Annotated in this window: 25 protein-coding genes and 1 pseudogene; 11 read left to right on the top strand and 15 right to left on the bottom strand. The window is 62.7% G+C overall.

Features of this window, described 5'->3' with window-relative positions; translation table 11 throughout:
• Positions 1 to 64: 64 nt before the first annotated feature.
• Complete coding sequence (locus NSE01_RS15290) at positions 65 to 1,126, bottom strand: superoxide dismutase (protein ID WP_147160518.1); 1,062 nt, start codon at positions 1,124 to 1,126, stop codon at positions 65 to 67.
• Between NSE01_RS15290 and NSE01_RS21775 the strand changes: the two are divergent.
• Positions 1,013 to 1,810, top strand: a pseudogene (locus NSE01_RS21775) (LysR family transcriptional regulator); the annotation flags it as partial. The gene NSE01_RS15290 and the pseudogene NSE01_RS21775 sit on opposite strands and share 114 nt — an antisense overlap.
• Here NSE01_RS21775 and NSE01_RS21975 read toward each other — a convergent pair.
• Positions 1,704 to 2,138, bottom strand: a complete 435-nt coding sequence (locus NSE01_RS21975; protein WP_371863224.1) for an Arm DNA-binding domain-containing protein — start codon at positions 2,136 to 2,138, stop codon at positions 1,704 to 1,706. The pseudogene NSE01_RS21775 and the gene NSE01_RS21975 sit on opposite strands and share 107 nt — an antisense overlap.
• Positions 2,139 to 2,430: 292 nt before the next feature.
• Here NSE01_RS21975 and NSE01_RS15280 point away from each other — a divergent pair, with 292 nt between their 5' ends.
• The 9 genes from NSE01_RS15280 (at position 2,431) to NSE01_RS15240 (ending at position 8,028) form a co-directional block, all read left to right on the top strand.
• On the top strand, positions 2,431 to 3,741 hold the full coding sequence (locus NSE01_RS15280) for a tyrosine-type recombinase/integrase (RefSeq protein ID WP_147160516.1): 1,311 nt from the start codon (positions 2,431 to 2,433) through the stop codon (positions 3,739 to 3,741).
• Between the two features lie 185 nt (positions 3,742 to 3,926).
• The gene (locus tag NSE01_RS15275) at positions 3,927 to 4,217 is read left to right on the top strand and encodes a hypothetical protein (RefSeq protein WP_147160515.1); all 291 of its coding nucleotides are present in this window, start codon (positions 3,927 to 3,929) and stop codon (positions 4,215 to 4,217) included.
• A 350-nt stretch (positions 4,218 to 4,567) separates the two neighbouring features.
• Positions 4,568 to 4,831 carry a hypothetical protein gene (locus tag NSE01_RS15270; protein ID WP_147160514.1) on the top strand — a complete coding sequence of 88 codons (264 nt, stop codon included), beginning with the start codon at positions 4,568 to 4,570 and terminating at the stop codon, positions 4,829 to 4,831.
• Positions 4,832 to 5,073: 242 nt separating this feature from the next.
• On the top strand, positions 5,074 to 5,256 hold the full coding sequence (locus NSE01_RS15265; RefSeq protein WP_147160513.1) for a hypothetical protein: 183 nt from the start codon (positions 5,074 to 5,076) through the stop codon (positions 5,254 to 5,256).
• Between the two features lie 120 nt (positions 5,257 to 5,376).
• On the top strand, positions 5,377 to 5,901 hold the full coding sequence (locus NSE01_RS15260) for a sigma-70 family RNA polymerase sigma factor (protein WP_147160512.1): 525 nt from the start codon (positions 5,377 to 5,379) through the stop codon (positions 5,899 to 5,901).
• A gap of 3 nt (positions 5,902 to 5,904) precedes the next feature.
• Positions 5,905 to 6,573 carry an NrsF family protein gene (locus tag NSE01_RS15255; protein WP_147160511.1) on the top strand — a complete coding sequence of 223 codons (669 nt, stop codon included), beginning with the start codon at positions 5,905 to 5,907 and terminating at the stop codon, positions 6,571 to 6,573.
• A 114-nt stretch (positions 6,574 to 6,687) separates the two neighbouring features.
• On the top strand, positions 6,688 to 7,290 hold the full coding sequence (locus NSE01_RS15250) for a sigma-70 family RNA polymerase sigma factor (protein WP_147160510.1): 603 nt from the start codon (positions 6,688 to 6,690) through the stop codon (positions 7,288 to 7,290).
• 2 nt (positions 7,291 to 7,292) lie between these two features.
• Positions 7,293 to 7,484: an anti-sigma factor family protein gene (locus tag NSE01_RS15245; protein WP_246135236.1), complete on the top strand. Its 192-nt coding sequence runs from the start codon at positions 7,293 to 7,295 to the stop codon at positions 7,482 to 7,484.
• Between the two features lie 238 nt (positions 7,485 to 7,722).
• Positions 7,723 to 8,028, top strand: a complete 306-nt coding sequence (locus NSE01_RS15240; protein WP_170233858.1) for a twin-arginine translocase TatA/TatE family subunit — start codon at positions 7,723 to 7,725, stop codon at positions 8,026 to 8,028.
• 7 nt (positions 8,029 to 8,035) lie between these two features.
• On the opposite strand, the gene NSE01_RS15235 is transcribed toward NSE01_RS15240, so the two are convergent.
• The 13 genes from NSE01_RS15235 to NSE01_RS15175 all read right to left on the bottom strand — a co-directional run bounded on the left by NSE01_RS15235 (position 8,036) and on the right by NSE01_RS15175 (position 23,241).
• On the bottom strand, positions 8,036 to 9,763 hold the full coding sequence (locus NSE01_RS15235) for a c-type cytochrome (protein ID WP_147160508.1): 1,728 nt from the start codon (positions 9,761 to 9,763) through the stop codon (positions 8,036 to 8,038).
• Positions 9,760 to 10,425: an SCO family protein gene (locus tag NSE01_RS15230; RefSeq protein WP_147160507.1), complete on the bottom strand. Its 666-nt coding sequence runs from the start codon at positions 10,423 to 10,425 to the stop codon at positions 9,760 to 9,762. The genes NSE01_RS15235 and NSE01_RS15230 overlap by 4 nt, the downstream gene beginning before the upstream one ends.
• Before the next feature lie 58 nt (positions 10,426 to 10,483).
• Entirely contained in the window at positions 10,484 to 12,364 is a 1,881-nt protein-coding gene (locus NSE01_RS15225; protein WP_147160506.1) for a hypothetical protein, read from the bottom strand.
• Between the two features lie 74 nt (positions 12,365 to 12,438).
• Positions 12,439 to 13,026, bottom strand: a complete 588-nt coding sequence (locus NSE01_RS15220) for an SCO family protein (protein WP_170233857.1) — start codon at positions 13,024 to 13,026, stop codon at positions 12,439 to 12,441.
• Between the two features lie 147 nt (positions 13,027 to 13,173).
• The gene (locus NSE01_RS15215) at positions 13,174 to 14,946 is read right to left on the bottom strand and encodes a multicopper oxidase family protein (protein WP_147160504.1); all 1,773 of its coding nucleotides are present in this window, start codon (positions 14,944 to 14,946) and stop codon (positions 13,174 to 13,176) included.
• Between the two features lie 492 nt (positions 14,947 to 15,438).
• The gene (gene virB11 / locus NSE01_RS15210; protein WP_147160503.1) at positions 15,439 to 16,434 is read right to left on the bottom strand and encodes a P-type DNA transfer ATPase VirB11; all 996 of its coding nucleotides are present in this window, start codon (positions 16,432 to 16,434) and stop codon (positions 15,439 to 15,441) included.
• Positions 16,434 to 17,549, bottom strand: coding sequence for a TraB/TrbI/VirB10 family type IV secretion system protein (locus NSE01_RS21770; protein ID WP_246135235.1), 1,116 nt, complete (start codon positions 17,547 to 17,549; stop codon positions 16,434 to 16,436). The genes virB11 and NSE01_RS21770 overlap by 1 nt, the downstream gene beginning before the upstream one ends.
• Positions 17,546 to 18,274: a TrbG/VirB9 family P-type conjugative transfer protein gene (locus NSE01_RS15200; protein ID WP_147160502.1), complete on the bottom strand. Its 729-nt coding sequence runs from the start codon at positions 18,272 to 18,274 to the stop codon at positions 17,546 to 17,548. The genes NSE01_RS21770 and NSE01_RS15200 overlap by 4 nt, the downstream gene beginning before the upstream one ends.
• On the bottom strand, positions 18,271 to 19,068 hold the full coding sequence (locus tag NSE01_RS15195; RefSeq protein ID WP_147160501.1) for a VirB8 family type IV secretion system protein: 798 nt from the start codon (positions 19,066 to 19,068) through the stop codon (positions 18,271 to 18,273). Before NSE01_RS15195 ends, NSE01_RS15200 begins: the two co-directional genes overlap by 4 nt.
• The gene (locus tag NSE01_RS15190) at positions 19,068 to 20,303 is read right to left on the bottom strand and encodes a TrbL/VirB6 family protein (RefSeq protein WP_147160500.1); all 1,236 of its coding nucleotides are present in this window, start codon (positions 20,301 to 20,303) and stop codon (positions 19,068 to 19,070) included. Before NSE01_RS15190 ends, NSE01_RS15195 begins: the two co-directional genes overlap by 1 nt.
• The gene (locus NSE01_RS15185; protein ID WP_147160499.1) at positions 20,300 to 22,687 is read right to left on the bottom strand and encodes a VirB4 family type IV secretion/conjugal transfer ATPase; all 2,388 of its coding nucleotides are present in this window, start codon (positions 22,685 to 22,687) and stop codon (positions 20,300 to 20,302) included. The genes NSE01_RS15190 and NSE01_RS15185 overlap by 4 nt, the downstream gene beginning before the upstream one ends.
• A complete protein-coding gene (locus NSE01_RS15180; RefSeq protein WP_147160498.1) occupies positions 22,666 to 22,950 on the bottom strand; it encodes a VirB3 family type IV secretion system protein in 285 nt (94 codons plus the stop codon). Before NSE01_RS15180 ends, NSE01_RS15185 begins: the two co-directional genes overlap by 22 nt.
• Before the next feature lie 9 nt (positions 22,951 to 22,959).
• Positions 22,960 to 23,241 carry a TrbC/VirB2 family protein gene (locus tag NSE01_RS15175; protein ID WP_147160617.1) on the bottom strand — a complete coding sequence of 94 codons (282 nt, stop codon included), beginning with the start codon at positions 23,239 to 23,241 and terminating at the stop codon, positions 22,960 to 22,962.
• A 526-nt stretch (positions 23,242 to 23,767) separates the two neighbouring features.
• Between NSE01_RS15175 and NSE01_RS15170 the strand changes: the two genes are divergently transcribed.
• Positions 23,768 to 26,410: a helix-turn-helix transcriptional regulator gene (locus tag NSE01_RS15170; RefSeq protein WP_147160497.1), complete on the top strand. Its 2,643-nt coding sequence runs from the start codon at positions 23,768 to 23,770 to the stop codon at positions 26,408 to 26,410.
• Positions 26,411 to 26,743 lie beyond the last annotated feature (333 nt).

Below are 26,743 nucleotides of genomic sequence, written 5' to 3'. Positions count from 1 at the left end.
AACCCTCGGCAGACTTAGGCAAGACCAACCGGGTGCTTGCGATTGCTGCAGCGTTGGCCCGGCATCACCCGGGATATGTCCAGGTGGCCTGACCCTTGATCAGTGCTGCAAGCTGCCTTCCTGCATGATCCCAGTTGGTGCAGTTCTCGATGAAGGCACCAAGCCACGCCGCCCGGTCATTCTTCCAGTCCAGATAGTAGGCGTGTTCCCACAAGTCGCACACCAGTAGCGGAACCCGGTCTGTCCCCAGCCAGACCGGTATGGCCTTGTCGGTGGTGACCAGCATCAGCCCGCGATGCTTGTCGCAGACCAGCCAGAGCCAGCCGGAGCCTACATGAGCCAATCCCTTGTCGATGAACTTCTGCCGGAAGCTGTCCAGACTGCCGAACGCTTTCTCCAAGGCCGAAGCAAGGATGGCGTCAGGCCCGGTTTTGCCTTCCGGGCTCAGCGATGCCCAGAAGAAGGCATGGTTCCAGGTTTGCGCTGCATTGACCAACAAGGATCGCCGGCGCTTCCACGCAGCCTGCCGGACGATGTCCTCGAGTGTCGCTCCGGCCAGATCCGTGCCCTTGATCAGCGCATTGGTCTTGCTGACATAGCCAAGGTAGTGCTTGTCAAAGTGGTAATGCATGGTCTCCGCAGAGACATGCGGCTGCAGCGCATCGCGAGCGAACGCGAGTTCTGCCGGAAGAATGCTGCCTTGGCGGTTTCCATCCAGCCTTGGTGACGGGGCTGCTTGCCCCGCGTTCCGTGCCGACGACTTGTCCATGGTGATCCTTTCCTCGATGAGCTTTCTCGCAGGTGCCGCAGTCGGGAACCCGGGGAGCGGCGGCCTGCTTCGCAAGGCCTTGCGCGCCTTGCTGGAGCGCCGCAGAAGCCGTGCGAACTGGCCCATGATCTTGGTCCAGCCGCCCTGTGCGGCGATTGCAGGATTGGTCTCCCACATTGATAGGATTTCGGGAAACCTGATTGTCAGAACTTTAAATTCCGATATTCCGAATTCATGGATATCGTGACCATTCGAACCTTTCTCGCAGCGGCCTCTGCGGGGAGCTTTTCCGAGGCTTCGCACCGCGTTCACGCAAGTCCGTCCGCTGTCACCGAGCGCATCAAGCAGCTTGAACATGTCTTGCGTGTTCGCCTGTTCGAACGCGACAAGCGGGGGTGCCGGCTAACTGCCGCAGGCAGGCGCTTCCTCGATCCGGCTCTGAAGATGCAGCGGGCCTGGCAGCATGGCTGCGAGCAGACGGCCTTGCCATCCCGATTTACCCAACTGGTGCGGGTCGGTGGGCAGCATGCCCTATGGCCAAGGCTGCTGATGCCGTGGCTGGATGCCATGAGAGATTCACATCGCGATATCGCGTTTCACGCGGTTGCGGCAGCTCCGGCTCAGCTCAACCGCGCGCTCGATGACGCCGAACTAGACATCGCGTTTCTCTACGAGCCCCAATTGGCGCGGGGCCGGAGGATGGAGCAACTGGCCGAGGATCGGCTAATTCTGGTGACGGCCAATCCTGCGGTCGACTGGACGGAGAATTTCGTGAGGACCGAGTGGGGGGAGGCCGTCAACGACGAATTGCGGGGGCGGCTTGGCGATCTGCCCGCTCCGGGTCTGACGCTCGATCTGGGCGTCCTTTCGCTGGACTGGCTTGCCCGGACAGGTTCGAGCGGTTTCGTGCCCGAACGGCTGGCGGAATCCCATCTCAGTTCCGGTCAGCTCGAGCCGGTCGAGGATATGCCTGCCTTGGCTTTTTCACCCTACGTCTGCTGGAGCACGGCGATGGAGGATAGCCTCGTGGACGGCATGATTGCACTGGCACGCAGTATGATGGAGGGGGCGGCACAATGACGTGGCCACTCTGTAGTCGCTGCGCGCGGTGTGACGCGAAAAGCATGATGTCCGCTCTCGGCTGAGAATCTGCCGCGGATGATCTCAGTTTAGAAGGGCAACCAAGCCCCACCTCGCAGCGCTTGCCGTTAAGCTGGTATCGAAAGATCCAGCTCTTGGCTCCCTTGCGGGTCACGTTAAGATAGAGACCATTGCCATCGCCATGCATGCCGGGTGCTGCGGACAGGATCTGGGTATTCTTCAGAGGGATGGAGCGTCCCACCACATATCCCACCGCCGAGTGGCCCATTGTTCCGACCCGGTGACAGATGTTGACGAACCGTGGCGGAAAAATACCGTGGAATTCTGGTGCCTTACCAGCGCATCAGCAGACGTTCATGGACATCTGTGGACGAGCCGGTGGCGGAGACGAAGTCCGCCTAACTTCCCTTCAGAGACGTTCGGCGTTGACCCGATAACCCACGTATATGCAGGATCTTTAGGGGGATTGAGTTCGCAGGCGTTCGTATTGCTCCCTTCTTGTTTATGGGCAACCGCGCTATTATCGTGGGCATCGTTATGGGCAACAAGGACTGTCCGCCATGCCTCGCAAGTTTCACAATGCTCTAACCCCCATCACCGTTCGGAACGCTTGCCCCGGTCGCCATGCCGATGGCGGCGGACTTTATCTGCGAGTGCAGGATGGCGGGGCGCGCTCTTGGCTGTTCCGTTCCACAGCTGGCGGCAAGGCGCGCGACATCGGCTTAGGCCCGGCGGCTGGTGCTGGTGCGATCGCTTTGGCCGATGCGCGCGCTATGGCCCGCGAACTGTCCACACAGGCAGCGAAGGGCGAGGCGCTGGAGGGCAAGCGCACCAAAGCCCGCAAGGCGGCTGCGGAAGGGCAGGCCGAAGCTCTGACGCGCCGGACCTTTCGCGACGTGGCCGAGGCGTTCATCGACCGCAAAGAAGGTGGCTGGCGCAATGAAAAGCACCGCCAGCAATGGCGCAACACGCTGGCCACATACGTCTATCCGATCATTGGCGACTTGCCCGTTTCGCTTATTCGCACCGATCACGTTTTGAAGGTGCTGGAACCGATCTGGAGCGATAAGCCGGAAACCGCTAGCCGCGTGCGGGGCCGCATTGAAAACGTGCTGTCAGCCGCAAAGGTGCAAGGGATGCGCTTCGGCGAGAACCCGGCGCTCTGGCGCGGGCATTTGGACCATATTCTGCCAAAGCCCGGCAAATTGAACCGAGGCCACCATGCAGCGCTTGCCTATGGTGAGCTGCCCGCATTTATGGCAGACCTTCGCGCTCGCGAAGCACTGGCGGCACGGGCGCTGGAGTTCGCAATCCTGACCGCCGCGCGCACGGGTGAAGTAATCGGCGCGACGTGGTCCGAGATTGATCTTGCCGGGGCTGTCTGGACCGTTCCCGCCAGCCGCATGAAAGCAGGCAAGGAACACTCTGTGCCCCTCTCCAAGCGTGCTTTAGCCATTCTGGAAGCCGTTCTGCCGCTCAATACCGCGGGCCGCGCCGATGCCCCGCTGTTTCCTGCTCATGATGGTGACGCGCTTTCAGGCATGGCTATGTCGATGCTTATCCGCCGAATGCACAAGACAGAGCAAGCCGAGGGCCGCACCGGCTGGATCGATCGCAAGGAAGGCGGGCGCTTGATTACCTCGCACGGCTTCCGCTCCACCTTCCGCGATTGGGCTGGCGAGCGATCGACGTTCCCGCGTGAAGTGATCGAACATGCCATGGCGCACCAACTGCCGGACAAAGCAGAGGCATCCTATGCCCGTGCCTCGCTATTGCCCCGCCGCGTCAAATTGATGGATGCTTGGGCCGAGTATTGCGCTACGCCTCTGGCGACTGGTTCAACCGTAACGCCCATTCGCGCGGAAGCCTGAACACCAGCGACAATTGCGACATTCGCGACATTGCGAGGTCTGTAGGCGTGCACTGATTTTGCAGGCTATGCGTCGCACCCTCATGGAAGCATGGGGGCGTTTCGCCGCACCGTCACTTTCAGGCATCACAAGTAACGTCACCCCGATCAGCGCTGCCGCGTCGGAACGTCTTTCAGGAGGTCATTGTGGGTGAAGCACATCCCGAATCGATTGCGCGCATCAAGGAACTGACGGGTCACAAACCCAGGCACGGCACTACTCCCGACGGTCGGCAATGCCTGCACATTGGCGACCTAATGATCGTTGCGACCGAATTTGCCTTGTGGAGCGATCCGAGCGTGTGGGAGTACAGTGACGACATCATCGCGGTCAGTTGGGGCGGAAATACGGTCCGTATGCAGCGTGATCATGATGGCGCATGGACAGCCAACATTATTCCTGATCCGCTTAGAGGCAAGGCACGCTTCGTCATTTGAATTTGCAAACACTTTGAACTTCTTTTCACTGAAAAATCCGCGTTCGCGCTGCCCTTCTTAGATCGCCGACTTAGGTACGATCAAAGCATGCAGCGTCGAAACGTGAGCGAAGGCGCCAGACCACGGCATTCCTGGCATGCTCAAACTGGCCGCTTCACTGAGGACAAAGTCTACCCTGTGCAGACATCAGTGAAAGCGATCGAACGCTGCATCCTGATGACCACCGCCCCGACGATCTCGTACTCGATCCCACCGGCGGATCGAGCACCACGGCTTATGTCGCCGAACAATGGGGCCACCGCAGGGCCACCATCGTTACAAGCCGCGCCGCGCTGGCGTGGGCGCGCAACATGCGTGCGCGTTCTCCGTGGTATCTGCAGGCAGACAGCACCGAAGACCAGCACAAGGAAGCTGAACTCACCCGCTCCGAGGCTGCCATCACGCCAACGTACGGGCGGTTGCGGCAAGGCTTCGTCTATAAACGCGTGCCGCACAGCACGCTGAAAAGCATCGCCAACAGCGCCGATACCGAAGACCTCTACGATCAATCTTATAACGACAGGGCCCGCGTCCGCGTGGCGGGGCCGTTCACAGCGGAAAGCCTCTCCACCTAGTTCCTCTGATTTTCTTGATATTTGTTCACGTGAGCGGGGTAATTCCCAAGAAGACTCCCCGTTAGACTGCCCGCTTGGCGATGGATTGCGCTGGACATATCCGCTCGATAGACGCGCGCGCCACTGCTCCGCCCGGTCAATCCAACATCTCTGACAGCTCGATTGCGGCATGTGACCGCCGGGGTGAATGAGGGCCGCGCCGGTTGCGAAATGCGGCTGCGGAGACATGCGGCAGACGCTTGATGCGGAATGAAGTGCCACCTTGGCAGCAGAATGGCCATGCATCCGGCTTATTTGCCTCGCTCAACTTTTTTTCAGCTCGTCTCCAATCTGGCTGTAAGAAATCCCGCATGCCCACCGACTGCTGGTCTGTGCCGGGCATTCTGATCGTGCTCGGCACCTGGCAGGGGATCGATCAGGATTGAGGTGACCGGTATGCGGTGTCTCCCTCTCTTCCGGCGCGTGCCTTCGGGCCCGGGCAAGTGCAAAAGGCCGTTGGCGGCGGCAGAGTTGCCCGTCTTCCTTGCGAGTGGAGGGCAGTCGTCATGACGCCTGACGAAACCTCGCTCGCACAGCTCGCAATCATGGCTCAACGCGGTGACAAGGAGGCCTACGCCGCGCTGCTTCACGAGTGTCAGCGCTGGATGAAGTCCTATCTGGGACGGCGCATAGCACGCCATGATCTGGATGATCTTGTGCAGGAAACATTGTTTGCACTGCATCAGAAGCTGGCAACTTATGACTCTACCCGAGCCTTTGTGCCCTGGTTGGCCGCAATCGCGCGTTATCGCTGGGCGGGCCATCTGCGTCAGGTCTATCGCGCCCGCAAGCATAGCGGAGGCACGGACGTGATCTCGCACAACGATGAATCCGCCATGATGGCGCGCATCAGCCTCAACAGCCTGTTTGCCCAATTGCCGGCGCCCCAGGCGCAGGCCATCGAACTGGTCAAGATCGAGGGGCTTTCGATTGCCGAAGCGGCCTGTGCCAGTGGCCAGAGCGAAGCGCTCGTCAAGATCAACATTCACCGTGGACTGAAGAAGCTTTCCGCGATGATCGAGCGGGCTTGAGCGATGGATCGCAAATCAGCCCGGTTCGCATCGACGACAGCCGACGAACTGATCAACCGGCTCGTCAACGATCTCGAACCCGTCAAACCGCTCAGGTTGGCTGTCGGACTTTGCCTCGTGTTCGGTGCCTTGCTGGCCAGCGCAACCGGTGTTGGCCTGATGTTGGGACTTCGCCCGGATATCCCGGCAGGACGGCTAGCCCCCCATCTCGTCCTTGAAAGCGGCCTGTTTCTCTTGCTGGGCCTGTCAGCCGCTGCAAACGTGGTGCGCATGAGCCGTCCGCATGTCGGCAGCGACTACGGCGGATCAAACTGGGCCATGGCCATGACCGCCCTGCTTCCGGTATCCGCGCTTGTCATGGGGCTAGGCAGGGGAGCGATTGGCCTATCTCCCATGGATATGCGCAGCGGCATCAACTGCCTTGGCTCTGGCGTGCTCTGGGGAAGCCTGACGCTGACCGCGCTCATCATGTGGCTACGCCGGGGCGCACCAGTGCGGCCACACTATGCGGCCCTGCTCTCGGGCGTTGCGGCAGGCAGCCTCGGGATGTTCGCGTATTCCCTCCATTGTCCAAGCAACGATGTGGTCCATATCGGCTTGTGGCATAGCGGAGCCGTGGCGTTGTCGGCGCTGATCGCGCGGCTGGTAGTCCCGCCACTGATCCGTTGGTAACCGATCTGGCATGGTGCCGGTGCGGACTGGCCGCGCTTGTGTCTCAATTATCTCGTACCGTTTCTTGTCTCCAGCTACAGCGCGGGCAAGGTGCGCCAGACGAGGGATGATTGAATGGACCAGCCTGCCCGCGTCGAAGGTGATGTTGCCGGTGCAACCCCGGCATTCCTCGCGCAAATGCGCGACGACATGCTGCGGTTTGCCCGGCTGCAACTGGGCAGCGATGACGAGGCGGAGGATGCGGTGCAGGAAGCACTCGCGGGTGCTTTGCGCAATTCCGCCGATTTTCGCGGCGAAGCTGCCTTGAAGACGTGGATCATCGCGATCCTGAAGAACAAGGTCGCGGATATCCTGCGCAAGCGGCAGCGCCTGCCGCTTGCCGCGAGCCAGATGGCAGCGCCCGATCAGGAAGGCCCCCTGCCTGCGGTGTTCGATCAGCGCGGTATGTGGCACGATGCAGCCCGTCCGGCGCGCTGGAGCGACCCCGAGGCCGATCTGCACACAACGCAGTTTCTTGCGGTCTTCGATGCCTGCCTCAACCGCTTGCCACCGCAGCAGGGGCGCGTGTTCATGATGCGCGAAGTTGTGGAACTGGGCACCGAGGAGATCTGTGCCGAGCTTGGCCTGACAACCACCAACGTCCATGTCATCCTGCACCGTGCTCGCCTTGCCTTGCGCGCATGCCTGCAGATCAACTGGTTCCAGGAAGGAGCCTGATCATGCTGAACTGCCATGATGCCACGTTCCTGATGTCGCAGGGCCGCGAGCGCAAACTGACCTTTTCGGAACGGATGAAGATCCGCTTCCACGCCAGCATGTGTAGCGGCTGCACTAATTTCGAGCGCCAGCTTGAGCAGATTTCGGGTGCAGCCAAGGCATTTGGGGCTCAACAGAGCTCTTCGGATGAGTAGGCAACAAGAAGCAGGCCAAAGCTGACTTCAAGGCGTCGCGGAAATCCAATTGACGGGGATGCCGAGCAGACTGGCCGAAATCTGTCGGGAAACACGGTCGAATTTGGCGGCGTGAGGTCTATTCTGAGCGTGGTCCGAGAGGAGGCCCGATATATGCAAGGCCCTTCGATGCAGCTTTGGTTGGTCGCCGCATCCGATGCGATCACCGTGCGCGGGGTGGGCCATGTTTGACCTCGGCATGGATGAGATTGTTCTGACGGCCGTGGTTGCCATCGTGGCGATCGGACCGAAGGAACTGCCGCGTGCCCTGCGGCTGGCTGGATACTGGATCGGCCGCATGCGGCGGCTGTCGCGTGCCTTCCATGCCGGTGTCGATAGCATGATCCGCGAGGCGGAGATCAAGGAACTCGAGAAGAACTGGTCAGCAGGCCAGGATCAGGTGCTCGCGCACTATGCCGAGATGGAACGGCAGGCAAAGGAGCAGAGCGCCAGCTTGCCGCCGCATTCCGAGAGCGCTCCTCCGACGCACATGCCCGCCGAGTAGGTTTCCGTCAGGGAACGATCCAGTCCCCGTCGGGCGCGATGCCGCCCATCTCCTTGGCATCGAGCTTCACGACATAGGTTCCGCGCGAGGCTATGCGTTGACCGGGGCCGAGCGTGAGCGAGGGATAGACGCCGGGGTTGAGATTGCTTTCGGCGATCATCTCGATTTCCTCGATCAGGTACTCGCGCGAGTAGTCTCCCTGGATTTCCATGACCGCCTTTTCGAGGACGCTCAGGCCATAGTAGACTTGGAACTGATCCTCAGGCGGATCGACCGCCACGCGGCGAGCATAGAGCCAGGCGCGGACCCGGTAGGAGTGTGGGTTGACCACGCTGGGCAATTCACGCGGATGCAGGAGCCTCACCCTGTCCGCCATGGGGAGCGGAGTGAGGGTCCTGACCACCTCGTCCTGCGCGGCTGATGGCAGGATGACAAGGCCCTGCGCCGGCGGGTTGGCCGCAAGTGCTGCCACCGCCGCGCCGCCCGCAGCGCCGGGCCAGAGAACCAGCACGTCGTCTTTGCCGAGCTCTGCCGCAGCGCGGATGATGGCAGCCGTCCAGCCTCCTGCTGGCACAGTCTCAGTGCGCAGGGCCGCAATGGTTCCCGCCGCAGTGACAAGTTCCTGCGCGGGGATGGTGCCCTGCGCATCAGGCCCGGCGAGCTGCAGCACCTTGCGCTGGGTATTTTCCGAGCGCTTCAGGTACGCCGCAATGCCGCGCGCTTCCAGCGGCAGGCCGCCGTGGCTGTAGATCGTGTATCCGCCGCTCGCGGCCTCGGCAGCAGGAAGATCGGTATCGGGGAACAGGCAAGGCATGTGCTTCGCATCGCAGAAGTCGCTCACCCCCTGCCACGGTGCTGGGCCCAGCGCACCGCCGATTACTGCGAATGCGGGCTGCGCGTTGTAGAAGGTCTCAAGCTGGTCCGGCCATGTGCTTTCGGGGCCCTTCAGTTCCCAGACATCGATCACCCACTTGCGCCAGAAATTCACGAAATCGGAGCGGTAGTAGGGCGAGAACCCGGGGCGTGATCGCTCGCTGGTTATGTTGCTGTTGTACCGGGTCGCAAAGGCGTTGCTGGTATCGATCAGCATCTTGCGAGTGAGCGGAGCAGTCCGGTCGGACACGATGATCGCGAAGTGGATCGAGGTGTCATCGACGCCGGGGTCCGGTTTGGCCGACAGCGTGCGCAAATAGGCATCGAGCGCGGCGACATCCCTGTCATTGAGATCGAATTTCGGCATGGCCGCTGGGACCGGTGCGCCAACGGGATCGATCCCCTTGCGCAGCAGTTTCGCGAGGCTTGCCTTGTCGTAGGCTGGCCGGGTCCGCCCGTTGTAAAGGCGTCCCTCCGAAGCCGTCGCCTGCTGCTGGAAGTACATGCTGTTGAAGGCGCGGGTGCGGCTGGGCGTCAGCGGCTGGTAGAGCACCGGAGCGGCAATCGGCGGGATGAAGACCCCGCCTTCGCGCGAACCATAGCCGCTGCGGCGGTGGCATGACACGCAGTGGAACTGCGGTGCGAACACGCGCTGCCCGGATATGTCGATTGCCGCCACCGGTTTGCCACTGGTGCCGATGCCTTGCGTGTAGAGCCGCTCACCAAGCTCCTCGGGAGACAGTTCACGTGCCTGAGACGGTGAGGCTCCAAAGGCCAGCATCAAGAGCAGGGCCGCGAGACGCAAGGCCTGCCTGAACGCCATCATGACCTTAATGGAACGACCTTCCGTTCGTACTGTCATCCAACCAGCCTGTTGAAGGTCTCGTGCAGGATGCTGACAGTCGAGGACGGCGGCGGCGGGTTCTGCGCTGCTGATTTGAAGGCGCTGATGATCTGCGGGGCATTGGCCAGTCCGTCGAGCCTCAGCCACTGCCGCCCCTTGGCCGGACGGATGAAAACGAGTGGACGGTGAAGCATCTTGTTGTCGCCGAATGGCCGCGCATCGAACGCTGTCAGCACGCGCTGGATGTCCGCTCGTTTGCCGGTCAGCAGATACCAGCTGCCCCCGGCATTGAAATTGCTGCCGAACTGTTGGAGCCGCGTCGGCGTGTCGTATTCGGGATCAATGGTGACCGATATGGTAATCGCGTTGCTGCCGAAACCCTTCCGCGCGAGTGCGAGGGTGGAGGCTTGCATCCCGCAGATCGTGCTGCACGAGGTGTAGAAGAATTCCAGCACCACTGGCCGCGATCCATCGACGAGATCGGCAAACGAGATGGTCTTGCCATCCGTGCGCACCAGCGAAACGGGCGGGGCGACATAGTCCTGATAGGAGCGGGTCAACTGAGGCGGCGCGCTGACTTGTGCGCTCGCTCCGGCGGTGAGGCAGGCTGCCGTCAAGGCGATCAGAAGACCGGACTTGCGCCGGACTTGTCGGCTTGGGCTTGTTGGCACTTCGCGCATGAACTTGTCCGAACAAGGGCGTCCGCCACGGGATCGTGACGGACGCCTCCGTTTGTTATCAGTGCATCGAGAACACCGCCACGTCGTGGTGCAGCGGATCGAACTGGTAGAACCGCAGCCGGCGGCTGGGATCGAAGTTCCAGTTCAGCACGATCGTATGCTCGGAGAGGGTGTCCCCGTTGGCCGAAGGCAGCGAAGGCAGCGGCCGCTTGTACTTCTTCAGGCTGTCGCCATCGGGATCCAGTTCGGTTTCGCGGAACTCCCTGCCCGGACGCCGCATCAGCGCCTGGGGGGAAACCTGGACCGGCGCCGTGGTGTTGCCCGGCGTTGCTGCCGGGATCAGCACCGGGAAGACGTTCGGGAACCAGTGTTCGCGCCCGAACGTGAACCAGGCACCATCGCCGCCAACGGGCACGGTGTTCTGGAAGGTGTTTTCCCACCCGCGCATGCCGCCGAAGTCGACGCTCATGTAGCCGCGATCAAAGTAGTCACCGTTGATGATCTTGATGACCGCCTTGTTACCCTTCGAACGTGTCACCCATTGGGTGTATTCCATGTGCGCGTTGGGGTCGGTGTAGCCCTTCACGTGCGCGTAGATCGTGTTGTTCGCATAGAACAGCGTGATGTCGGCGTTGGGATCGGGCTGGACCCCACGCGGCAGGCGGCCGCGGTGATCCCAGTCGTCGAAGGCGGCTTCGATTTCGCTGACGAGGGCTGCAGCGGCGGGACCGGAGGTGTAGTGCCCGTCACGCAGCGCGTTGAAGGCGTTCCACATCCGCTTCTCAGGCGCCAGATTGCTGATCTTGCCGATCGCGGCGAGCTGGTTGGCGCGGCTCGCCATCGGATGTTCGCCGAACGAGAGCTGTTCCCACTGGAGCAGGTTGTGCCCGAGCGCGGCCTTGTTCTGGTTTTCCATGAACTGCACGCGGCCGGGATGGACGCGCCAGCCCCACGTATAGATGCCATTGAAGAAGCGGCCGGGCGACTGCTTGAGGTGGTAGACGTAACGCTTGCCTTCCTTCTGCGGGAAGAAGGTGAGGTCCTGCATGATCAGCGGCTTCATCGAGTTCGCACCCGAAGCCAAGCCGCCGAACGCATTGGGATCGTCGAAGGTCATCGTCGAGGGCGAGAAGTCGTCCGAACCCTTGTCGAGCGAGTCCACCGTGTAGGTGATGGTCCAGGTGTCATCGAGCACACCCATCGTGTCGAGCAGCGAGGTATCCGCCTCGATGTGCGAACGATAGTAGATGACGTGGACGTTGACGTTCTTGGTAACGGGATCGACCGTCTTCTGCTTGTCCGGCCCGTTGTAGTGCAGGACAGGCATGCCGCTGTATACGCGGTTGGGAATCGGATTGCCTTCGAGAATGTCGATCGCGCGCTGCACCTGCGCTGGATCGATGCGCAGTGGCCCATTGGACTTCCCGTTGTTGTCAAAACGGCCCTTGTCGTCGTTGCCGGCCTGATGGAAGCTGGCGAGGATCGCTTCGAGGTCCGTGTAGGGCGACGACTTGTCGATGTCGGTAACCGTCGGCTCGTCGTGGAGATTGTAGGGGTGCTCCGGCGATGACGACAGCGTGTTCGGCACCAGATGGCACAACGAGTCATAGACGTCGTGGTAGACCGTCGGCAGCAGGTTGGTCGGGTTGTCCCACGGATCCGATTCCGGGAACAGGCTGTGCCCGGTCTGCACAGTGGTGGTCTTGCCGTCGGGTGAAGTTACCTGCTGCTGGGGCGGACCGCCACCAGGGGTGCCGGGGCGCGGCATCGGATAGCCGTCATAGGGATCGCCAAGCTGCCAGACTTGTCCCGGAGGGCCGCTGAGGCACGGCGGGAGGCCAGCAGGCAGGGGAGTCGAAGCCCAGGCCAGGCCGCTGGTGCCGAGCAGAAAGGCTGTCGCCGAAACGGCCAGCGCTGTGCGTTTGAAGTATCCTTGCATCGCAAAACTCCATCAATTCTAGGTCGCGGAGGCTCTTGGGCAGGTGCGGACGGTCGGCGCCTGCCCCGGCGCGCTCAGGCGATCCGGTTGTTCCAGCGTTGCCCATCCGAGCCGAGCGGACGAGGCCCTGCGCGGCGCGGCGCTCCCTCCGAGGGTTCACCCGGCATGACCCACGTAACGCGGGTTGCAGCGTCCTGCGGGTGTACATCCCAAGGGAAAGTGCCCCACAGCCCGACCTTGGCATTGCCGTACTGGACAATGTCCGTGCGCCCGCCGAGCGCTACGTTACGGCCGTGGCGATAGAACCGCTGGGCCAGAGCATCGGCGGATTCGATCGGCGTCGTCACGAAGGTCCACCCCACATAGGCGCCGAGCGACTGATGGAAGGCGGCCAGCCTTTCCGGCGTATCGGACACTGGATCGCCGGTGATCGAGATGATCTGCACATCCCGGCCAAGTCGCGGGCCGAGCAGCGCTGCAATGGCTGCCATCCGCTTCGAGATCGGCAACTTGGCTTCGTTCTTGATCGACATGAAGTTGATCATCACGACCTGGTCGCTGATCAGCTCTGAAAAGAACCGCGCCATGCGGCCTTCATGCGTCACCACCATCACGTCGGGAATGGCGCTGTTGTTGGCGGCCATCATCGCAGCAGCCGACATCGCGGCGTCCGTTCCTTCCAGTCCGCGGGAAGCATCGTCCCCGAGACCGGCGCTCACAATTGTCCTTCGATCAGTCATAATACCCTCTTGAACCTGGAATGGCACATTGGCCGGTTCTCACACTGGCTCGTTCTCGAACTGGTCCGATCAATCACCCATGCCGGGCTCGACGATGTCCCAGCGGATCATCATCGCGTGATCCTCGTGGACGACGTTGTGACAGTGCATGACGTGCTTGCCGGTGAAATCGCGCCATCGGCCGAAGAAGGTCACTTCTGTCATCGGCTCGAGTTCGACGACGTCCTTGCGCGATCGCAGCACGCTATTGGCGGGAAGCGGTTTGCCGTTGATCGAGAGGATCTGAAATTCCTCGAAGTGGGTGTGGATGGGGTGCGCCCACTGCTGGCCGTTGTTCTGGAAGGTCCAGATTTCGGCGGAACCCTTCTCGATCTTCGCATCGACCCGGTCCGGATCCATGAGCCGCCCGTTCACGGTCCACAGACCATTGTCGTAGTCGAACTTGAACGTCCGGCGGCGGCGCACTTCGCTCATGTTGATCGGCGGCAGCTCGCGCATCCGGTCGGGAATGCGGCTGGGGTCTTCGACCTTGCCGCCCACCACGTCGAACCGCATGATCTGATCACCCTGATCGAGCATGCGGCCCTGCGGCCCCGCGCCGTCCTCGCGCATCTCGAGGCGGTTGGTGAGGTAAATCTGCGTGCCGGCCGGATATTTCGAGAAGTCGACGATGATGTCGTGGCGGTTGGCCACCCACACGTTGATGTTGTCCGTCTCGATCGGCGCCGGCAGCAGGTTGCCGTCGTTCGAGATGACGACGAACTTCTCGGCACTGGACGTGGCCGTGGTCAGGTAGAGCTTGTACAGACGCGAAGGTCCGCCGTTCAGGATGCGGAAGCGGTACTTGCGGCGCTCCACCTTGAAGTAGGGCTGGATGATCCGGTTGACGGTGAACTTGTCGCCCAGCATGCCGTGGTTGGTGTAGGTCGAGCCGGGTTCGTAAGCCACGTTCGCCGGGTTCGGGATCGAGTCATACTGGCGGGTGGTCGGCACCGGCGTCGTGTGCGGGCCGGTGAAATCCCAGGCCGGCTGGCCATTCTGGTCGAAGCGCACGTCGTGAAGGATGAGCGGAACGTCGTACTTGCCGCTGGGCAGGCGCGAGGCGCGAGGATTGCGATCACGCTCGTTGTCGGAATCGAACTCGTCGAACAACAGATAGAAGCCGCTGAGCCCGGCGTAGACATTCGTTGCCGTGAAATCGAGGCGGTGGTCGTGGTACCACAGCGTCCCCATCGTCTCGCGCTTGTCGAAACCGGCGGGGAACAGCGGGTAGTGGTGGTCCCAGAATTCACCGGGGTAGGTGAAATCCTGCGGGATACCGTCGCTCTCGGAGGCCTGGTGCCCGTTATGATGGTGGATCGACGAGGACGGCAGCGCCCAGGTAATATTGCCGGTGCCCACTGGCGGCAGGTTGTTGAGGCGGCGGATCAGGATCGGCTCGCCATAGCGGGCGGCAAAGGTCTCGCCCGGGGTCATCCCGTTGAAGCCCCATGACCACGAGCCGCCAGCATAGACGCCTTCAGGGTGGTACTGCCATTTGAACTCGGACAGCACCTGCTGATAGAACTTCTGCGGGCGAAATTCGTTGTAGCGCTGGTGCGAACGCGGATCGGGCGGCGGCACGAGCGAGCTCATCGGGATCGGCTGCGCGCGCGGGATCACCCTGAGCGGGGCGACAAACGGCGTTGCTGGGGGGCTGGGATTGCGCACGATGCCCTGCCGGTAGGTGTCCGGAAACAGGAGCCCCGATTGCGGCACCGACTGCGCCTTGGCGGCTGCGGCTCCCACACCGGTTGCGGCAGCTGCCAGCCCCAGTTTCAACGTGTCGCGTCTATCAACCATACGTGGTCTTCCCCTGTCCGAATGGCGTTTCCGAAGCCGCGAAACCGCACCCGCGCCGGGCGCAAATCATCGCTCCGTGAAGCGCGGTAAGCGCAACACGGCTCCTCGAGAAACGCGCAGTTCATGCAACCTTGCGTCTCAAGCGAACAAATCGAGAGCATTCCGGACAGTCGATATCGACGTGCCCATCTGCAACTCAGCTCAAATTTTGGCGACCAGAAGAAATCGTCGTCAGTGCAGTGAAGACATTATTGGCCAGAGCCTTTGCGCGACCCCGACGATGCACTTGACCTAAATCCTGCGTATTGGATCCGTGCGATCCTTGTCTTTTTCAGGCAAAAATCTGCGTGTGCTGTTTGAGTGCAGATCCTGTCCCCTACCTGCGCCAAAAGGTAATCCAGCCTCTCATCAAAACATCAGAGGAAGCACCTATTTTTTAGAAATGGTTCGATAATCAACGCGTCCCATCATGGGACCGGTGGGGCACCTCCCTCAGCCCCGCGTGCTCATGATGCGCGAAATGCCCCGCGCTCCATTCCGGCGATCCAGCTGGATCACCAGATCGATCACCGAGCGGACATAGTGGACGATATCCTGCCGCGTGAGTTGTGTGCCCGATTGCAGCACGATCAGCGCTAGCTGCTCGATGGCCCGTTCCGGGCTGTCGGCGTGGATTGTTGTCAGGGAGCCGGGATGGCCGGTGTTGACCGCGCGCAGGAACGTATAGGCCTCCCCACCGCGCAGTTCGCCGACGATGATCCGGTCGGGGCGCATGCGCAGCGATGCTTGCAGCAAATCGTCCGGTGAGACGCGGGCCTCACCCTGATCGCCCTTGGTCGCCAGCAGTCCTACCGCGTTGGGATGGCGCAAGCGGACTTCGGGCGTATCTTCGATCAAAATGAGCCGCTCTGTCTCGGGTATTTCCCGAACAAGCGCATTGAGCAGGGTTGTCTTGCCCGAAGACGTCCCGCCTGAGATCAGGATATTGCGTTTCCCGCGCACCGCCTCGGCAAGGAACGCAGCCATGTCTTCGGGATGCTCACCTGCGGGGTGCAGTCGCGAGAGTGCCTCATCCGATTCGGCATGAAAGCGCGTGCGCGCGAAGGCACCTGCGGCAAGATACTCGGCAAGGCCGATGTCTGCGACGACATGCTTGCGGAAGGCCATGGCCATAGCCCCGCGTGTCGCGGGCGGGGCAACGATCTGGACGCGGGTGCCATCGGGCAGCATGGCGCCCAGCAGCGGGTGCTCCCGGCTGATCCCCTGATGCGAGATGTTCGCGATCTGGCGGGCAAGCTGCCACAGCCCAGCTTCATCGAGTGAATGGGCTTCGTGGCGCTGGACCGTTCCATCCAGTGTTTCGACCCAGATCTCGCCGGGCCGGTTGATGAAGACGTCGGTGACATCGCGGCGCGCCAGCACCGGCAGGAGGGGGGCGAGGAAGGCCTCGAGATACTGGAGTTCGCCGGAGGTCTCGTCCTGCAGCATCAGCGCACCGCCGGCGTGCCGCCGAAATCGAGATCGTGCGCGACGAAGATCGCGATCTCTGCCCCCGCCTTGACCTTGACCGTGGGCGAACGCTTGGTGTCGGGCAGGAGGTCCTGACCGATCTGGCTGATCTGTCCCGGTACGCCGATGTAAACGTTGCTGCCATTGCGCGGCAGTTGCGAGGCGAGGTTCACCCCAACGGTCAGCGCGGATTGCAGCACGGCCCCGGAAAAGCGCGCGAAGAAGTGGGTGTTGACCGACCCCGGCACGCCTGAGCCGCCCAGCCGGTCCGCAGAGGGGGAAGCGATGCGGATCGCTACGCCATCCGGGCGGATCAACCGCGACCAGGTCACGAGGATGCGGCGCAGGTTCGGTCCGGTCTCGGCCTTGAACTCGCCGATGAGGCGGCTGCCCTTGGGAATGAGCACCCGCGTCCCGTCAAAGCCGCGCACGTCTTGCGAAACGATGGCGCGGGCAAGGCCGGGGCGGTCCGAGTTGAGCGGGGTTTCGAGCACCGCCGCGATGACCACGCCCTGCTGGACGACCGAGGCGCGGTTGCGGATAATCGTGGCTCTCACGGCGTCATCGTCGCTTGCAGCGGCGGTATCACCCGCTCCGCCGTTGACGCTGGCGCCCTTGCCGGCGGTGAGATCGACGACCATCGCTGCCGCGCCGTTCGAAACGCCGGTGACGGCGGGCGTCTTGCTGTAGCGGGGCGGTGCGTAGACGTCGTCCGCCGGTGGCTGGATCGGCCGGTAGACCTGCTGGGGCGGCATCAGATAGGGCGGCGGGGGCACCGCGATCCGGCTCTGGATCGATGGCGGCGGAGCAAGCGTGCCGGACGCTGCCGGGGCAGGAGCAGCTGCCCGCTCAGGTGGCGCGGGCGGAAGCGCCAGCGGCGGCGGTGCCTCGATCATCGCCGTGCTCGGCCCCCGCTCGATGCTATCGGACATGCGCGCTTCCCGCCGGCTCTCCAGCAGAGCAAACAGTCCGAGCGCGAGGGCAAGGCCGGCCGGCAGCAGCAGCCATGCGGGTAGTCCGCTGCGCGGAAGCTCGACCTTGAGGCCGGGGCCGGTCTCTTCGCCGGAGTCTGTGGGAGGGCCTGAACCGCTCATCGGCTTGCCTCGGCCTGCTCGATCCGCTGCGCCACACTCCGCAGTGCCCCGCGGACGAAGACCAGCCGCGTGTGGATGCCTTCGATCACGAACACGCCCTCGCGCACGACGCCATTGACCAAGGCCAGCTTGCCAGGCTCGTCCTCGGCGTAGACCGCCGGCATGGGGGCAGTCGCGGGCCAGATGATCGACGTAAACTGCCCGTCGTCCGACATCGCCGTCGGCCGCAGGTCACGCGCACCGGACAGGCGGTAGACTGAAGGCGGGACCGGAGGCTTGGCGTCCTGCCCGGCTGTCTGCACGGGTCCAGGATACGTCATGCGCACAAGATAGGGCGCAACGCCGAAATCGGGCGGCACGGTCGTCAGCAGGAAATTGTAGGTGCGCTGATCCGAGATGACGGTGAGATTGGTGCTCGGCTGCGAGCCCAAGGGCTTGACCACCAGTTGATCGGCCCGCTTGTTGACCTGTACTTGCCAGCCGCTGCTTTCGCCCACGGTTACAGTTTCGATCCGCTCGTCCGCCGAGAAGATCACGGTGGTCGCAAAACCGGGGGCGACATGGAGGACGACGACCTCCTGCGGGTCGTATGGGGCCGTCTGGATATGAGCGTCGCCAGTGGTCGGTGAGGGCACGACTTCGGCCTTGGCCGCGCTCGCCGCAAAGGCGGCCAGCGCCAGCGCAAGCACAGCCACGCGGGGCTGAATGAAGGCGCTCCGCCTCATTGGCTGGCCGATCCTCCGGCGCTGGCACTGGGAGCCGGCAAGGGCAACGCTGCGCCGGAAGCGGTGTTATCCGCACTCGCCTGCGTTGCTGCCGAAACCGGCGGCGGCGCTTCCTGATCGCGGCGATAGTGGACCACCTGAAAGCCGAGCGGATTGATCAACCGGTCGTTCAGCGCCATCGGCGTTCCGGAGAAGCGGAAGCGCACGAGCGAGACCCAGTAGCTGGGTGCGCCGGGTTCCTGTCCGCGGTCCCGCCGCTGCGTGTAGAAGCGCACCAGCGCAGCGTTGTCTGCCATCGGGGTCACGCTTTCGATCACCGTCTCGACAATCGTCCCGCGCGGATAGCGGTTGATCGGGCTTTCGGGATTGCCCGATTGCATCTGGCCGAGGTAATCGCGCCGCGCCTGCTCGCCTGACCACAGCGCAACCTTGCGGTACTGACCCTGGAGGCCGGCGACATCAAACGTCTCACGCGCCACGACATATTGCGCCAGCAGCGATTGGGTGAGTGCGCTGTCCGGCTTGATGTTCGGCACGGCCTTTTCGTCGAGCACGGTCGCAAAGCCGGTCGTGCGGTCGACCATGATGGTATAGGGTACAACCGTCTTGAGCGGAGTGATCGCGATCAGCGCGATGGCCTCGATCACGGCGACCGCAGCGGCACCCGCAGCCAGCAAGCGGGTCAGGCGAAGCGTGCGCGCCATCTGCTCCGTCCGGTCCGCTGCCCAGCTTTCTGCGCTCGCGTAATAGGCCTTGCGCGCGGCGGCCTTATCGGATGACACTTCGTTCTTCATTATCTTCCATCCCGCCTTTGGGCTGCGGCCGAGGTACGGCCGCCGGTAGCCCGGCTGGGCGCCGCAGGGCCACTGGCCGCGACGGATGCCCCTTGCCAGCTCTGACTGCCCTGCCCGCGTTCGATCACCGTTGTGCGGGAGCCGTGTCGGGCTGCCGGCGCCTCGCGGCGCTCAGCCGCCACCGCCGCATCGGCGACCCGCTGCGCGTGATCGCGCGCAACCGGGGTGTGCGGGCGATCATCACGATGGGGCAGCACGATGGGGCCGCTTTGCGCGCCGGGTGCAATCATTTCGCTGACCATCCTGCCCCAGCGCTCGAAGCGTAGGCCTGCCGCAGCCCGGATTATCAGCAGGAGCGCAAGAATCAGGCTCGCGGCAAACGCGGTGGTGATGATCCACAAGCGGTCCGGCAGCGCGCCGAACGCCGTGCCAAGCACAAAGGTGCGGTTCAGGGCCGCGACTTGCGGTTCGACCAGTGCCAGTTCGAAGGCCATTACGACCGGCACGCACACGAGGCCCAGCATCGTGCCAAGCAAAGCCCGCACCCATCCCGAGAACAGGGACGTTGTCCCGCCGAACAGCAGCCCCGCGATGAACAGCGGCCCCAGCGCAAGGAGGAGGGCCATGGCGATCCGCAGACCGATTGCGCCAGACACCATGGTCAGCAGCAGCGTGTTGTTTGCAGATGTCAGCGTATCGCGCGTCTCGGGTGCCAGTTCGGGTCCAGCCTGATTGGCCGGGTCAACCACTGCCGCTCCTGCGATCGGCGGGCGAGGCAGCGTTGACGTCCGCGTATCGCGTTCGGGATGCAGGATCAGACCCAGCGCTGCATCAACCGCTTCGACGCGGTCTACCAGTTGGCCTTGTGTGCCGGATTGGCTGCGGCTTGCCTCGCCGAAAAGCTGGCTGACCAACATCGGCGGCGCGCCGGTCGCCAGATTGTAGACGGCAGGCTGATAGCTTGACCAATGCTGCGCGAGCGCGAGCACGAAGCCGATCTTGATGACCTGCATCACACCATCGCGCAAGTGCGGGGTCTCGCCCATCAGCATGCGGTATCCGAACAGCGCAACCGCCACGATCAGCAAGCCATCGAGTGCTTGCGCGAAAACGGTGCCCGCGCCGATCAGGCGGTAGCCCTGCTCGGCCAGATTGGCGGTCTCGCAGTCCGTGTAGGCGAGCAGCCCTTTGACGAAAGGACCAGTGGGATCGAAGGGCGGGCAGGACGCCATCATGCCACCCGCAGCAGTTCGGCCATCCAGGCCGCCGGGCTGTCCCCGGTGCGGACGCGGATTTCATCGAAGAGCCGGATCGAGCTTTCCCGCCCCGAAAGGATGGTGAGGAGCTCGGTTTCCCCTGCAAGATTGAGGCGGACAACGACGCTTTCGAGGCCATGCTTGACGAGGAAGCAGCGCGAGGTGTCGGGCAGGCGCTTCACCAGTTCGAACTCGTGCGGGGAAAGGCCGAAGCCCTTGATGTAGTCCTCCGCCTGCGCCTTCGGATTGGGCGTGAAGATCTGCGTAGCGGCCTGCTCGACGATGGCCGAGGCGATCTTGCTGCTCAGTGCATCCTCCGCGCTTTGCGTAACGAAGCCGATGACGCCGTTGCGCTTGCGGATCGTCTTTTCCCAATCGCGGATGCGCTGGACGAAAACGTCGTCATCAAGAGCCTTCCAGCCTTCATCGACCACAATGATCGAGGGCTGACCATCGAGCCGCACATCGACCTGATGGAACAGGTACATCATGGCAGGCGTGCGCAGGACGGGGTCGTCGAGCAGCCGCGTCATGTCGAAGCCGACGGTTTCACTCGATAGATCGACATGGTCTTCGGCATTGTCGAACAGCCAGGCATGCTCGCCGTCGCCCCACCAAGGCCGCAGGCGGGCATAGAGATCGGCCGGTTGCGGACGCGTGGCACCGCGGAAAAGCTGCACGAAGATGCGCAGGCGCCGATAGGCCGGAGCGGCCTTGAAATTGGCCTCCACCGCTTCCTTCACCTGCTGCTGTTCCGCACTCGAAAGGGTTTGCCCTTCGCTGCAAGCGAGGCGAGTGACCCATTCGATCAGGAAGCGGCGGTTGGCCGGGCTATCGGCCAGTTGCAGCGGGTTGAGCCGGCTCGGCGTGCCGGGGCGCAGCACATCGTAGACACCGCCGATGGCGCGGATGAACAGCTCGGCACCGCGGTCCTTGTCGAAAAACACGATGCGCGGCCGGAACCGGCGGGCTTGCGCGAGCAGGAAGTTGACGATGACGGTCTTGCCCGAACCGGACGGGCCGATGACCGTGAAGTTGCCAAGATCGCCGTGGTGGAAATTGAAGCTGTAGGGGCCGGCCGCCGTCGTTTCGAAAAGGGTAACCGCGCCGCCCCAGTGATTGCCCTCGGCGCGTCCGGCGGGGAAATTGTGCCCGCTGGCAAGGCTTGCGAAATTGCCGGATCCGATCAGGGCCCGGCGCGCGATGAACTTGAAATTGCCTGGAAACTGCGCCCAGAAGGTAGGTTCGAGAGCAAGGTCTTCACGAACCGAGATCATGCCGAGATCGATCAGGCTGGCCTGCACTTCGGCAACGCCCGCACTCACTTCTGCGGGCGAGGCGCCGCATACCATCACGGTGAGGTGGTGCTCGCCATAGGCTGCGCGTCCGGCGGCAAGTTCGTCCTTCGCGCTGCCGAGTTCGCCGCGCAGGCTGATTGCCTCATCGTCGGAAGCCCGCATGCGGCGCAGGACAAGGTTCATGCGCGAAAGGCCGTCGCGCCGGTCGACGAACGCGAAGCTCTGGCTGACAGCCAGTTCAAACGGCAGCCGCAGCAGATCGTCGAGCATGCCCGGCATGGTCTGCGCGGGGTAATCCTTGATCGAGACCATCGCAGCAAAGCTGCTCGGCTTCTCCGCCACAGGTCCTAGTTCGATCGTGTCTCGGCCGAAACTGACCCGGCGCGCCGGCAGGTATTCGCCAAGATCGCCGAGCGGCAGTCTGACCGGGTGAACTGTGCCGTTGTAGAGCGTCGCCAGAAACTCGAGTGGCTCGGAGCACAGCCCGCCCGGGCCGTCATAGACTTGCAGGACCCGCGCGCCATAGGGTGTGAGGGCGGCCAGCAATTGTTCCGACGCGGCTTCAAGCGCGCGGCAGTCTGCTGCAAAACGTGCGCTCGCAGCCTCGGCTACGGTGCGTTCGGCGACCCCCGCAAGCCGGGTGAACCAGTTGCCGCCGCGCCCGGATGGCCTTCGGATCAGCGTGAGGTAGAGTTCGTTCACGAATAGACGGCGCCCGGCCAGACGGTCCTGCCAGGCATCATCGAGACGTCGGCTGAAATCGTCTTCGAACGTTCCATGGCAGACGGCCTTTGCCTCGCGCCGCAGGACATGGTGGTAGACGGCGAAGTTGCTGCTGCCGATGGCACGCAGCGCCGCATCGCGCAGGTCCTGACGGTAGTTGAGGTCTTCGGCGTCGCTGGTCTCGAACTGCAGACCGGCGAGCTTGATGACTTGCATCAGCGAGCCATCGCGGAGCTCGATCGTGCGGTCGTCGATATGGCGCTGGTACGGAAGCCTGCTCCCGGCACTTTGTTCCTGCTCGAACGCAGGTCCGCTGCCCGTCAGGCCCGATAGGAATTGCATTGCCAGTACCGGTGGTTGCGAATGCGCGGACAGCGCGAAACCCGCACCAGCCAAAGATCGAAGAAGCGCGGTTCACGCAAGCATGCCAGCGCTCCGAGCGCATGGATCACCAGCGCCGCGACAAGCACCCACGGTGTCTTGAATAGGAGGAACAATTCGGTCGTGATCACCCCGTTGAGCACAAAGAACGTATAAGTGACGCCAGCGAACATCTGTGGGCGCGTGAGAGCGACAAACAGGGGTTCACTTCTGAGGACCGCCATGGCCTGGGCTCAGTAACCCGTGCTTGCGGCGGTCTGGATGCCGGCGACGATGCTGGCGGCCCCGAACAGGATGAAGCAGCCCAGAATGACCGTCGCGCCATAACGCCAGTTCATTCGGCCGGTGAGCATCATGAAGCCGACAGAGGCGACGGCGATAACCGCCACCACCGTCGCCACGGTTCCAAGAAGGGTGTTCTGCAACCAGCGGACAGCGCCAACGATCGGACCCGATCCACTCGGGTCTGCCGCATACTGCTGAGCCATGGCCACTTGCGGCAGCAGCGTGAGCAGAGCGCCAAAAGCCAAATGCCCCAGCCGGGACAGGGCATGCCGCCCCCGCCGCAGATAATTTTGTCCAGACACCACTACGGCCCTTTCCCCGCGCACAGCCCTCGGCTGCTCAATCGAACTGGTTCTGTGGTGCGGTTCGGCAAACGCGGCTTTCACGGCTACCGGAGACTTGACGACTTTGTCCGCACTCTGTTTTTTGGCGACACCAGAGGATCCGTAGTCCGGTATGCAAGTAGGTAATGGTCGTTCCATCAGCACAATCGAACCTGTCGACAAATGCGCCCGGAAGCCCGCTTCCCTGCCACCGCTTCGATCTCGCAGGCTATGGAGCGTGCAAACCTGAAACATCGGTGATCCCACCTATTTTTCGCAATCGCAGGCATTGACCCGGAATGGGAATTTTTTTTGCAGGCCCTGTAACCGTACACCTGGCTCAAGCAAACAAAGAGCATTTGGCCTGAATTTCTGACTGGGGTGTAAAGCGCCGGAGAGCGCTGTTTTGGGGATTGACCGGGGCAGTGAAGTCGTGACGCCGATTGTTGCACGCAGTGAAGCGCTCACCCTGCTGCTCAGGATGGCGGACGCCATGCGTTCCGCGTCGTCTGGTAATGTGGTGGTCGTCTCCGGTGAAGCCGGCATGGGCAAGACCCGGCTGATCGATGATTTCATCGGGTCAGAAGCAGCGCGCCAGCCTCTGGCACGCGCAGCTTGCGAACAACTCAACAATCCCCGTCCTCTCGGGCCCTGGCTGGACCTCGCGGAGGTGCTTGGCAAATCCCATGGACGCGCGATCGCCCAGGCCACCGAAAGTATCGATCCGATTGGCCGGGTTGGCCAAGCGATCCTGCAGCTACCGCGCGGGACAATCATTGTGCTGGAGGATGTTCACCATGCTGACCCTGGCACACTCGATGTCCTGCGCTATGTGCTGCGCAGGCTGAACGCCGCACCGCTCCTGATCGTTTGCAGCTATCGCCCCGAGGAAGTCGATCTTGACCATCCTCTGGTGAGTCTGCTCGGTGCGTTGCCAGCCGAACTCTCGATCCGATTTGAGATACCGCCGCTTACCTTCACAGAGGTTGCGGATCTCTGCGAAAAGGCGAGTTTGCCGCCAGATCCGATCTACCGGCTAAGCGATGGCAACCCGCAGTTTGTCAACGAATTGCTGCGCAAAGGCTTTCGAGATGGTGATCGACTGCCGGAGATGTTCAAGAACCTCGCTGCAACCAGATTGCAGCGCCTTAACGAAGCAGAACGCACCTGGATTGAACTTCTGGCGTTCGTGCCGCCGCCCCACGGCCCTGATCTGCCGGTGTGGCTGTCGCAGAACTTTGATCTTGATCCGCGGCTTATTCCGGCAAGCGGCGCCCTGCTCGCCAACTCGGCAGGTGGAGCATTCAAACGCGAAGTCATGCGCCTCGCGGTCCTTGAACTTATTCCTCAGTTCACCCAAGCGGCCGTGCGACAGCGCTTGCTTGAACCACTCAAAGCTGCCGGAGAACGCGTGTGCCCGGCGGAATCGTGGTTCCGTCTGGCGCACGAAGCAGGTGATGATCTGGCAGCTGCGCAAGGTGCCATTGCCGCGGCACGAGCTGCGGAGGCAAGGGGCAATCTGAGCGACTGCGTCGGCCATCTCGCCGCTGCACTGCCCCATGCACTTGCGGCGGATGCGGAACTCCACGCACAAATTGCCGAGCTCTGGGTTTGTCGATCCGCCGTTGCCGGTGGGCTGACCGATGCCATGATCGGGCAGGTTGCGAAGAACGTCAGCCATTGGAACGGGCTAGGCGATCTGCACGCAGCCGGTACTGCCCAATTGCTGCTGGCAAGGTTGCTTACGTACCGGGGAGAAAGCGGAGCCGCCGCGACCTGCGTTTCTGAAGCCATCCGTCTGCTCGAGATGAAAGGCCCCAATGCGGAACTGGCGGCTGCGCATGGTCTGGCCGCTGATCTCGCCGGGGAGCGGGCAGAAGCAGAGCTTGCGCGCGCACATCTGGAAAGAGCCCTTGCCGTGCTTGCGGACGCCAGCGGTACCGCTGTCCGGCTGGAAGTCGAGTTGATCGAAGCGGTCCTTGCGGCAAGCCAGGACGAGATCGGCACCGTATGGTCGAAACTGGAGCGCTGCTATGCACAAGCGAGCGCACATTCGCTGCATGAACTTGCGGCCAGAGTGCAGAGTGCCGGATGCAGAATTGCTTTTTCGATTATGGATCTCGATCGGGCCAGCGACTGGCTGGGGCGGCCCAATCCGCTGCTGAGCGGCGATACGATGAATTGTTGGCGGACGCTGCTCCTTGGGCAGCGCGCGTTGATTGTCGTCCATACAGGGCAGTTGGATGAAGCCTCCCGGCTTTCAGACCGGGCGCTTGAAGGCATCGGGGCTCCGCCTGCTTTTGCGTTCCCTGCGATCCTGGCGCAGGCAATGGCCGCAGTGCGCAAAGGCGAACCAGAAGCTCACAAGGCCATCAGCGAATGCGTAGAGCTTGCCCAGCGCATGGGTTCAAAGCGCCGTCTTGCGGAGGCTTTGCTGGGCGAGATCGAGTACCTTGCACTGAACGGTCATCGGGACAAGGCGTCAGAGCTAGCCAAAACTTGCGGTCAACTCGCGGTCGAAAGTGCGGATCCGTACAACAGCAATCTTGCGGCGCTCTGGATGTTTCGGCTTGGCCATACACCTCAGGACTTAGGGGCTGCGCTTCACGGCGCTGTCAGCGAGGAGTTTGCCGGTGAGGGAGGGGCGGCGGCCGCTGTCTGGCTTGGCGGGGGCTACCGGTTCAATGCCAGCCTTGCGCGGCTCTATACGGTCGGAACGGCTGCTGAGGCCGAGTTCCTTGAGGCACTGCAGGAACTGCAGGCGATGGGTGCGCTGGCTGGCATTGCGCTTGCGGGCAGCCTTGCGGCAGAGCGCGGCATTCGCTTGCCTGCGCAGGGCCGAAAGCGCGGTCCCTATCGTGCTGCGCGCAGCCATCCCTTGGGGCTGACGCGCCGCGAGGTCGATATTCTGCGCATGATGGTCGACGGCGAGAGCAACCGGGAAATAGCGGAACGCCTCGGCCGTTCACTTCGGACAGTCGAGCATCATGTTTCCGCCATCCTGGGCAAAATCGGAATCGAAAGCCGCGTGCAAGCTGTGCTCTACGCAGTAGCGAATCCCGAGATCCTTGATTGACGACGTCCATCTCCTGCCTAAGCGCAGTCCGGATCAAGCCGCCACGGAGGCGAGCCTTTCCGACGAAGGTACGGACACAGCCGTTGGGCCGTAGGCTGAGTGTCGTCGACATCAACGTCAAGGGACGGGGGTACCCCGTCACATACGTTGCCTCAGACACCTTGTCCCACACGTCGGACAGCCGTGTGTCGAGCAGCAGACCGAAGACCTTCTGCTTGCTGTCGCCGGCGTCGATGGCGCCGCAGAGGACGTCCGGAACGCCCCACAAGTGGCGTTCGAGTTATTGCTGTGTGAGCTTGGTCAGTGGAGACACAAGTTTCCGAGACTTACTGT

This window comes from Novosphingobium sediminis, assembly GCF_007991615.1.
In the GTDB taxonomy this organism is placed as follows: Bacteria; Pseudomonadota; Alphaproteobacteria; order Sphingomonadales; family Sphingomonadaceae; genus Novosphingobium; species Novosphingobium sediminis.
The sequence above is the reverse complement of the archived record's forward strand: the minus strand, read 5'-3'. Positions and strand labels throughout refer to the sequence as shown.